An 8,818-nucleotide genomic window follows, 5' to 3' on the forward strand; every position below is an offset into this window, starting at 1 on the left:
GGTTGAATCAATGAAGCGGCCGGAATCCATCCCGGGATTGCATCACGTCGCGCTGATTGTGAAAAATCTCGAGGAATGCGAGCGGTTTTATACCGGATTGATCGGCATGCGCGTTGAATGGCGTCCGGATGCGGACAATGTATATCTCACCGGCGGAACGGATAATCTGGCGCTGCATCGTGCACCGACCGGCCGGGAACCCGGGACGGCGCAGCGGCTGGACCATATCGGTTTCGTGCTCAGCGATATCCGGGACGTCGATGAATGGTTCGTGTTTCTCAGGTCACAGGGCGTGGCCATCCTCAAGGAACCCAAATCCCATCGGGATGGTGCCCGCAGTTTTTATTGCCGTGATCCGGATGGCAACACCGTGCAATTGATTTATCATCCGCCGCTAGCCGGCAAGTGAACCTCTGCCGATGATTGCAGCTTTCCGGAGCAGTAAATGAGAATCGCGATTATCGGGCAGCAAGATTTCGGCAAGGAAGTGCTCGAGGCATTTCTGCGGCGCGGCGACGAGGTGGCCGCCGTATTCTGTGCTCCTGAAAAAGCAGGCTTCAAGCCCGATGCGCTGCGCGTCGCGGCGCAAGAACACGGCCTCGATCTCTTTCAGTTCGAGTCACTGCGCCTGCCCGAGGCGACGCAGGCGATGCAGGACGCGAACGCCGAAATCGGCATCATGGCCTTCGTGCTGCAGTTTGCCCCGCAGGAGTTCGTTAACATCCCCAGACACGGCACCATTCAGTACCATCCTTCGCTGTTGCCCAAGTACCGCGGCCCCAGCTCGATCAATTGGCCGATCATCAAGGGCGAGACCGAGACCGGTCTGACCATCTTCCGTCCCACCGACGGTCTGGACGAAGGCGCGGTAATCTTGCAGAAAAAAATACCGATCGGCGTCGATGACACCCTGGGGATAGTCTATTTCAACCGGCTGTTCAAAATGGGCGTGGATGCCATGCTCGAGGCGGCAGATTTGGTCGTTGCCGGGAAACATAAAGAAGTTGCGCAAGACGAGAGCAAGGCCAGCTACGAAGGCTGGTGCCGCCACGCCGAGGCCCGGATCCATTGGCACCATCATGTCGATTTCATTCATAACCTCATTCGCGGCTGCGATCCGGCGCCCGGCGCATGGACCACCTGTAACGGAGTAATACTCCACCTGTTTGGCTCGCGAAAGCATTTAGTCCGGACGTTTCGCGCCGTGAAGGGCAAAATCGGCGAAGTCGTGGAAGTTTCCGCGACCAGCATGCTCATCACCGCGCACGGGGGACGGATCGAAGTGACCAAGGGCAAACTCGGCAACGGAAAAAAAGTTATGCCCGGTGACCTCGGTATCGAGGTCGGCACCATCCTCGGCACCTAGCGGCCACGCGGCGTTCGCGCCGGCGCTGACGGTCAACACGTGCCGTGATCCGGATGGCAATATCGTGGAAATGATTTATCACCCGCCGATATCAAAAGGCAGTAGCAAGTAACAAGTGGCAAGTAGCAAGGGTCGGAAATATTTTTTCTTGCTACTTGACACTTGCTACTATTTTTAAATCCAGTACGCGGTACGCGTCATGATTTTTGAGGCGCCTCGCATCAACTGTTTAACGGGGTTCGGCATTCCGGCGGCGCCGGACTCAATCGCCACCGTGGCATGCTGGCTTTCATCGCAGCGCATCTGCTCCAGAATCGCCCGGCTTTTGACATCCGCGGTCGGTATCCGTTGCAAATGGTCGGTCAGGTGTTCCACCACCTGCTTTTCGGTTTCCGCAATGAATCCAAGGCTCCACTTGTCGCCGATGATTCCCGCCAGCGCACCGAGGGCATACGACCCCGAATACCACAGTGGATTCAGGTAACTGGCATGGGTCCCGAGTTCGCGCAAACGTTCTTCGGTCCAGGCCAGATGATCGTTTTCTTCCCGTGAGGCCTGTTCCATTTTTTCACGGACTTCAGGCAGGCGGGCCGTCATGGCCTGACCCTGATACAAGGCTTGGGCGCAGATTTCGCCCACGTGGTTGATGCGCATCAAGCGACCCGCCAGTTCCCGCTCGGTTTCGTTGAGCTCAACCTCGGTATTTCGCTGCGCCGGATTCGGCCGCCCCGGCGGCGGTGCGGGGCCGAATACCGTATGCAGTGCCTGATCGAGTTGCCCGATCAGGCGATCAAGCGTCGTCTGGGCACGTTCATTCATACGGCTACGATACCGGTGCCGTCGCGGGGCGACAAGCACTGGAGCTAATTGCCGGCCGGAGGAGCGAGTTGCCGATCGAGCAGCGTTACCGGATGCACGATCTCTATGGTTAACCCTGCCTGGCGCAACCCCGCTTGCAGAAACATGGCGCAACCGGGATTGGATGTGGCGAGGACATCCGGCGTGACACGATGCAGGCTGTCGAGCTTGTCGTGGCGCAACGATCGCGCCATGGCTTTGTGTTCCAGATGGTAGGCGCCGGCCGCGCCGCAGCAGAAAGCATTGTCCGGCAATTCCACGACTTCGGTTTGGGGAATGCGCCGCAAAAGCGAATAAGGTGCGGTGGTAGCGTGCATGACGTTTCTGAGCGTGCACGGATCATGCACGGCAATGCGTTTTGGCAATGGCCGCAACGAAATCCCCCTGGGCCACTCGATTTTCTCGAGAAATTCGCTGATATCCGTAATCTTGGCGGCGATTCGGGACGCAGGACCGTCCCCACGGTATTCCATCAACGTGGCGGCGCAACCGCTCGCGGCGGTAATTACGGCCTCGATGTCATCCCGGTCAAAGGCTTCACGATTGCGATGCCTGAGTTTATCGGCCGTGCGCGTATCTCCGGCATGACGGTGCAACGCCCCGCAACAGGTCTGTTGCGGTGGAACGCGGACATCATAGCCAAGTCGGGTAAGGAGCCGGATGCTCGCCAACAGGGTTGGTGCGTCGGTCAGGCGCGCGACGCAACCGGTGAAAAGTGCGACCGTGCCACGACGCACGCCTTGGGCCGGGTAATGCGAAGCGAATCGAGTCGGCGTAATCGGGGAAGAAAATTCGGCATCCATTTCGGCCAATCCGAGATGACGCAGGATGCCCGCTTTCCTGAGCAACGATTGCAGGCCGCTTTTCTGATAGCACCAGAGAATCCAGGCAACCGACGCGGCCCAGGGATTGCGGGTGAGCAACACGACGGCGTGCAATCCGATTTTTCCCATCATTGAAACGGGGCGCGCGGTTAGTAGTTGGGCACGCGCGGCATCCATGACATCCCCGAATGGCACCGCTGCGGGGCAGACAGACTCGCACGCGCGGCAGAGCAGGCATTGCGACAAGTGAGACTCGAACTGCGGTGTTGGTTCGAGCGTGCCCTTGTCGAGCGCCAGGATCAGCGCGATGCGGCCTCGGGGCGATTCGGCCTCGAATTTGGTTTTACGATAGGTTGGGCAGTGCGGCAGGCACAATCCACAGGCCACGCAACGGCCGGCGCCGGCACGGGCGATGTTAGTGGTGGATTGCGCCAATCCCTCGAGCTGGGTGGCGCGCACGCTGGAATTGACTGCCTTCATCAGGATCGCACACTACCCTGCGTGCGCTTCTGGCACAACTCGACACCCGAGAGGCTGCCGACCGTCGCGGTTGCATGCGTCTCGCAAAACAATGGTGGCAAAGAATCACAGCATCGGGATTTATGGGCGCTATGCCGAGCTCCCGGAGGTGTATCGCGCGTCATATGGCAACAGGCAGGTCAAGGGGGTAAAGTCTCTGTCAGTAGAGATGCGGATACGGAAGGTCTCGCTCTTCACCGCATCTGATCTTTAATAGTTGTTGTCGAAGTAAATGTTATTTTTCGGATTATCAAATGAATGAAGATATAAAAAAAGCGGCGCTGGATTACCACCGTCAACCGAGGGCAGGAAAAATATCGGTCACCCCCACCAAGGCGCTGACCAATCAGCGGGATCTGTCCCTGGCCTATACTCCCGGCGTGGCCGCGGCGTGTGAAGCGATCGTCGCGGATCCCTCCGAGGCGTTCAATTTGACCGCCCGCGGTAATCTGGTGGCGGTTATCACGAACGGGACCGCCGTGCTCGGCCTCGGCGCGATCGGTCCGCTCGCGGCCAAACCCGTGATGGAAGGCAAAAGCGTGTTGTTCAAGAAGTTCGCCGGGATCGATGTATTCGACATTGAAATCAACGAGACCGACCCGGATAAATTGATCGAAATAATTGCCGCGCTGGAACCGACCTTCGGCGGAATCAACCTCGAGGATATCCGCTCACCGGACTGTTTCTATATCGAACGCACGCTGCGCGAGCGCATGAAGATTCCCGTGTTCCACGACGATCAGCACGGCACCGCCGTGGTCGTGGGCGCGGCCGTGCTGAATGGGCTCAGGCTGGTGGGTAAAGAGATAGGCCAGGTCAGACTCGTGTGCACCGGCGCCGGAGCCGCGGCGCTCGCGTGCCTCGACATGCTGGTGACTCTCGGGCTCAAAAAGGAAAACATCTGGGTGGCCGATGATTTGGGGGTTGTATATGCCGGTCGCAAGCAGGGCATGGATGCCAACAAGGCGCGTTACGCTCGCGAGACCAAGGCGCGCGCGTTTTCCGAACTCATGCCCGGGGCGGATATTTTTCTGGGACTATCCGCCGGTGGCATACTGAAACCGGAATGGCTCAAGGACATGGCGCCGCAGCCGCTTATCTTCGCGCTGGCGAATCCCGAGCCGGAAATTCGTCCCGAATTGGCGAAAGCGGCACGTGCCGATGCCATCGTGGCCACCGGGCGCTCGGATTATCCCAACCAAGTCAATAACGGGATTTGCTTTCCTTATATATTCCGTGGTGCGCTGGATGTCGGTGCAACCCAGATTACGCGCGAGATGCAGCACGCCGCGGTTCATGCCATTGCCGAACTCGCTCAGGCGGAATCATCGGAGGTCGTGGCCAAGGCCTACGGCGAGCAGGACCTGAAATTTGGTCCTGAATATTTAATCCCCAAATCATTTGATCCGCGGCTGATTGCGCGCATCGCGCCGGCGGTGGCGAAGGCGGCGATGGACAGCGGTGTGGCCACACGGCCGATCGCAGATTTCAGCGCCTATCACGACTTTCTCTCGCAATTCGTTTATACCTCCGGGTTAATCATGAAACCGCTGTTCGGCGCGGCCAAGGCCTCACCCAAACGCATTATTTACGCCGAGGGCGAGAATGAATTGATCCTGCGCGCGGTCCAGGTAGTGGTGGATGAAGGACTGGCGCACCCGACGCTGATCGGGCGGCCGGCGGTGGTCGAGAAACGCATTAAAAATCTCGGATTGCGAATCCGCCCGGATAAGGATTTCCAGCTGGTCAATCCTGAATACGATCCGCGTTACCGCGATTACTGGACCACCTATCATCGCCTGACGGAACGCCGCGGGGTGTCGCCCGACTACGCCAAGATCGAAATGCGACGTCGCTTGACCTTGATCAGCGCCATGTTGATGTACAAGGGCGAAGCGGATGGGATGTTGTGCGGCACCTTCGGCACGCATGCATTGCATTTGCATTACGTGGACCAGGTGATCGGCCTGCGTCCCGGTGTGAAGAATTACGCCGCGATGAATTTACTGATACTGCCCAAGCGAAACCTGTTTCTCTGCGATACTTACGTCACCCCCGACCCATCTTCCGAACAGATTACCGAGATGACGCTGTTGGCGGCGGAGGAGGTTCGCCGCTTCGGTATTGTGCCCAAGGTGGCGTTGTTGTCCGCCTCCAATTTCGGGAGTTTGAATATCGCGTCGGCCAAGAAAATGCAGCAGGCGCTCGCACTCATCAACGCGCGCGCTCCCGATCTCGAGATCGATGGCGAAATGCACGGGGACGCGGCACTGTCCGAGGAAATACGACTCCGGGTGTTTCCGAATTCCCGGTTTCGGGGGGAAGCGAATTTGCTCATCATGCCGTCACTGGATGCCGCCAATATTTCCTTCAACTTGATAAAGACCACGTCGGGTGAAGGGGTGACGGTAGGCCCGATATTGCTTGGCGCCGCGCGCGTCGTTCATATTTTGACGCCTTCGACCACGGTCCGGCGCATCATCAATATGACGGTCCTCGCGGTTGTCGAAGCCAATGTGCCCCGCTGAATTTGACCCTGTTTCCACTAATCAACCCGCACCTTTATCGGTTCATGCCAACCTGGTTTCGTGCTTGGCGTGTCTGCGCGTGTTCACGCACGCGACACGCGGTGCTATGCTGATCGAACCAGCCTTGGTCGTGCGCGGACGCTGAGATATCGGCTCATGTCTTCATCCTATTACTACCGTTACCACGTTTTTTTTTGTGTGAACCAGCGTGAAGCGGGGCGGGCCTGTTGTGCCAACCATCGTTCCCAGGAAATCCGCGATTACGCCAAGGCCAGGGTCAAATCTTTAGGCCTGGATGGCCCCGGGGGTATCCGGATCAATACCGCCGGGTGCATGGATCGCTGCGAGGAAGGGCCGGTGCTGGTGATATACCCGGAGGGGACCTGGTACACCTATGTGGACAAGGAAGACATTGATGAAATTATTGATAAGCACTTGCGTCACGGGGTCGGCGTCGCGCGCCTGAAAATGAAGCGTTAGACGGTTTTTAGCCATCTATTTGTATATCATGGGAAAATTTTTTGATTTCGGGTGTAGTTTTCTTATCTCCCCATGTTTCAGAGACATAAAAGTTAGCTTTTCCTTAGAACTTATCTTTTGTACCCGTGTCTGAGGGTTTAACAGTTACTTTTAGCAAGCTTTTGGCGTAAATGGGAACGCTACGTATAATTGAATACAATTTGTTAATTTTTAATATTCAATTAGTTATGGATTTATTCAACTTTTTTTATGAGAAATTAGTGGCGCTGGCTTGACTATATGTAAGAATATTAGATAATTATAATATACTGTTTTTCTAAGCTTAACTGGCGTTTGGCGCATTGTTTGCTAATCTCAGAGGTAACGGACTGGAAAGATTTAGTGACGGCACCCAAGCGTGCTGGGAAAGGCTCCTCCATCCTCCTAGTGGTGGTTCGGGCGTGGCTCACAAGCCACGCCTTTTTTTTGATTTGATTTCGGCCGCAGTTGCGCGTGACAGGTGTCCCCGGATGTCCGGCCATCAATCGCCGATTTTATCTTGTGTCTTGGTACTGGCTTTTGTAATATCCGCCGCTTTCCGGTAACTACTATAGAGCAGAAGTTTTTGAGGCCGGACGTTCCCCGACCGAGTTACACTAATTTCGTCATGAAAACTTTCTCCGCGAAACAGGAAACCATCAAGCGCGACTGGTATGTGATTGACGCGACCGGCAAGGTGCTCGGGCGCGTGGCATCCGAAGTGGCCCGCCGCTTGCGCGGCAAGCACAAGCCGGAGTACACGCCGCATGTCGATACGGGCGACTACATCATTATTGTCAATGCCGACAAACTCCAGGTGACGGGCAAGAAAACGCAGGACAAGATTTATCACCGTTATACCGGTTATCAGAGCGGCCTGAAAGCGACGAGCTTTCGCGACATGATGAAACGGGCGCCGCGCTTTGCCATTGAAGCGGCCGTTCGCGGCATGCTTCCGAAGAACCCCCTCGGTCGTCAGATGTTCCGCAAGCTCAAGGTCTATCGAGGCACGGATCACCGGCATGCGGCCCAGCAACCCAAGGTTCTTGAACTCTAGGACATAGAGAAATAATCCGATGGCTCAGGCAAATATCTATCGCGCGACCGGGCGGCGCAAAACCTCCACAGCGCGTGTTTATATCCAACCCGGCAAGGGGGATATCGTTGTCAATCGCTTGCCGCTCGACCAATACTTCGGCCGGGAAACCGCGCGAATGATCGTGCGGCAGCCGCTGGCGGCAGTCGACATGGAATCCAAATTCGACATCATGGTGAATGTCCACGGCGGCGGACCCAGTGGTCAAGCCGGTGCCATCCGCCATGGCATCACGCGCGCGCTGCTGGTCTACGACGCCGCGCTCCGACCCACCCTGCGCAAGGCCGGATATGTCACGCGCGATGCGCGCGCGGTGGAGCGCAAGAAATACGGATTGCACAAGGCGCGCAAGCGGCCTCAATACTCGAAACGGTAAAGCAGTAGCTAGTGGCAAGTTTCAAGTAGCAAGTAAAATAATGAAAGAATGGATGCACTTGAGAACTTGGATGTCTGGAAGCGAAGTTGCAGACTCAGTGTCGAGCTTTATAAGCTTCTGAGTGAATGCAGGGACTTCGGATTCAGGGATCAGGTTACCCGCTCGGCGCTTTCTGTCCCCTCGAACATTGCTGAAGGCTACGAACGCGATTCTTCGAAGGAATTTTCCCGCTTTCTCAAAATCGCCAAAGGTTCCTGTGGCGAATTACGAACCCAGCTCTATATAGGTACAGAAGCGGGTTTTATCGAGCGCGCTAAAGCCAAGGAGTTGATTCAAGAGGCAGCCGAGATCGCACGGATGATCCAGGGTTTGATCAAGCGTTACGAGTCGTTAAATCTTCAGAATTAACCGGCCGACATCTTGACCATTCTTCCTCGCTACTTGTAACTTGCCACTCGCTACTGCCGTATTGGGGGATCGTCTAACGGTAGGACAACAGACTCTGACTCTGTTTATCTAGGTTCGAATCCTAGTCCCCCAGCCAATAACAAAAACAGCCCGCCTCGCTTGGGCTGTTTTTGTTATTGGTTTAGGGGATGGAATGAGCTCCCAACGGGTTCGACAAATTCGCCGGGAGCGAATTTGGACAGGAGCGCGGCGACTGACCCGAGCCGCAGCAGCGGCGAGGGTGAGCTCCAGGGGTGAGCAACTGTGTTTATCCCACGATGTTTTGGAGTTGCCATGGTGTATTGC

The 8,818-nt window shown here is 56.4% G+C and carries 9 protein-coding genes and 1 tRNA gene; 8 read left to right on the top strand and 2 right to left on the bottom strand.

Annotation, left to right across the window (positions count from 1 at the left end; translation table 11 throughout):
* Positions 1-10: 10 nt before the first annotated feature.
* Together WD823_RS02100 and WD823_RS02105 are read left to right on the top strand one after the other, a co-directional pair.
* Complete coding sequence (locus WD823_RS02100; RefSeq protein WP_368427816.1) at positions 11-409, top strand: VOC family protein; 399 nt, start codon at positions 11-13, stop codon at positions 407-409.
* Between the two features lie 36 nt (positions 410-445).
* Positions 446-1,366, top strand: a complete 921-nt coding sequence (locus tag WD823_RS02105) for a methionyl-tRNA formyltransferase (protein WP_368427817.1) — start codon at positions 446-448, stop codon at positions 1,364-1,366.
* A 174-nt stretch (positions 1,367-1,540) separates the two neighbouring features.
* Here WD823_RS02105 and coq7 read toward each other — a convergent pair whose 3' ends face one another.
* Both coq7 and WD823_RS02115 read right to left on the bottom strand, forming a co-directional pair.
* Complete coding sequence (gene coq7 / locus WD823_RS02110) at positions 1,541-2,185, bottom strand: 2-polyprenyl-3-methyl-6-methoxy-1,4-benzoquinone monooxygenase (RefSeq protein WP_368427818.1); 645 nt, start codon at positions 2,183-2,185, stop codon at positions 1,541-1,543.
* A gap of 44 nt (positions 2,186-2,229) precedes the next feature.
* A complete protein-coding gene (locus WD823_RS02115; protein ID WP_368427819.1) occupies positions 2,230-3,528 on the bottom strand; it encodes a (Fe-S)-binding protein in 1,299 nt (432 codons plus the stop codon).
* A gap of 293 nt (positions 3,529-3,821) precedes the next feature.
* Between WD823_RS02115 and WD823_RS02120 the strand changes: the two genes are divergently transcribed.
* The 6 genes from WD823_RS02120 (at position 3,822) to WD823_RS02145 (ending at position 8,609) form a co-directional block, all read left to right on the top strand.
* Positions 3,822-6,095 (top strand): NADP-dependent malic enzyme, encoded by a 2,274-nt coding sequence (locus tag WD823_RS02120; RefSeq protein ID WP_368427820.1) that lies wholly within the window; start codon positions 3,822-3,824, stop codon positions 6,093-6,095.
* Positions 6,096-6,251: 156 nt separating this feature from the next.
* Positions 6,252-6,575, top strand: a complete 324-nt coding sequence (locus WD823_RS02125; protein WP_368427821.1) for a ferredoxin — start codon at positions 6,252-6,254, stop codon at positions 6,573-6,575.
* Between the two features lie 646 nt (positions 6,576-7,221).
* Positions 7,222-7,650 (top strand): 50S ribosomal protein L13, encoded by a 429-nt coding sequence (gene rplM, locus WD823_RS02130; protein ID WP_368427822.1) that lies wholly within the window; start codon positions 7,222-7,224, stop codon positions 7,648-7,650.
* Between the two features lie 19 nt (positions 7,651-7,669).
* On the top strand, positions 7,670-8,065 hold the full coding sequence (rpsI, locus tag WD823_RS02135; RefSeq protein WP_368427823.1) for a 30S ribosomal protein S9: 396 nt from the start codon (positions 7,670-7,672) through the stop codon (positions 8,063-8,065).
* A 48-nt stretch (positions 8,066-8,113) separates the two neighbouring features.
* Positions 8,114-8,473, top strand: a complete 360-nt coding sequence (locus tag WD823_RS02140; RefSeq protein ID WP_368427824.1) for a four helix bundle protein — start codon at positions 8,114-8,116, stop codon at positions 8,471-8,473.
* A gap of 62 nt (positions 8,474-8,535) precedes the next feature.
* Positions 8,536-8,609, top strand: a tRNA-Gln gene (locus WD823_RS02145).
* The last annotated feature ends 209 nt before the right edge of the window (positions 8,610-8,818 follow it).

Origin of the sequence: Sulfuricaulis sp., assembly GCF_040901545.1 — a bacterium.
GTDB lineage: Bacteria > Pseudomonadota > Gammaproteobacteria > Acidiferrobacterales > Sulfurifustaceae > Sulfuricaulis.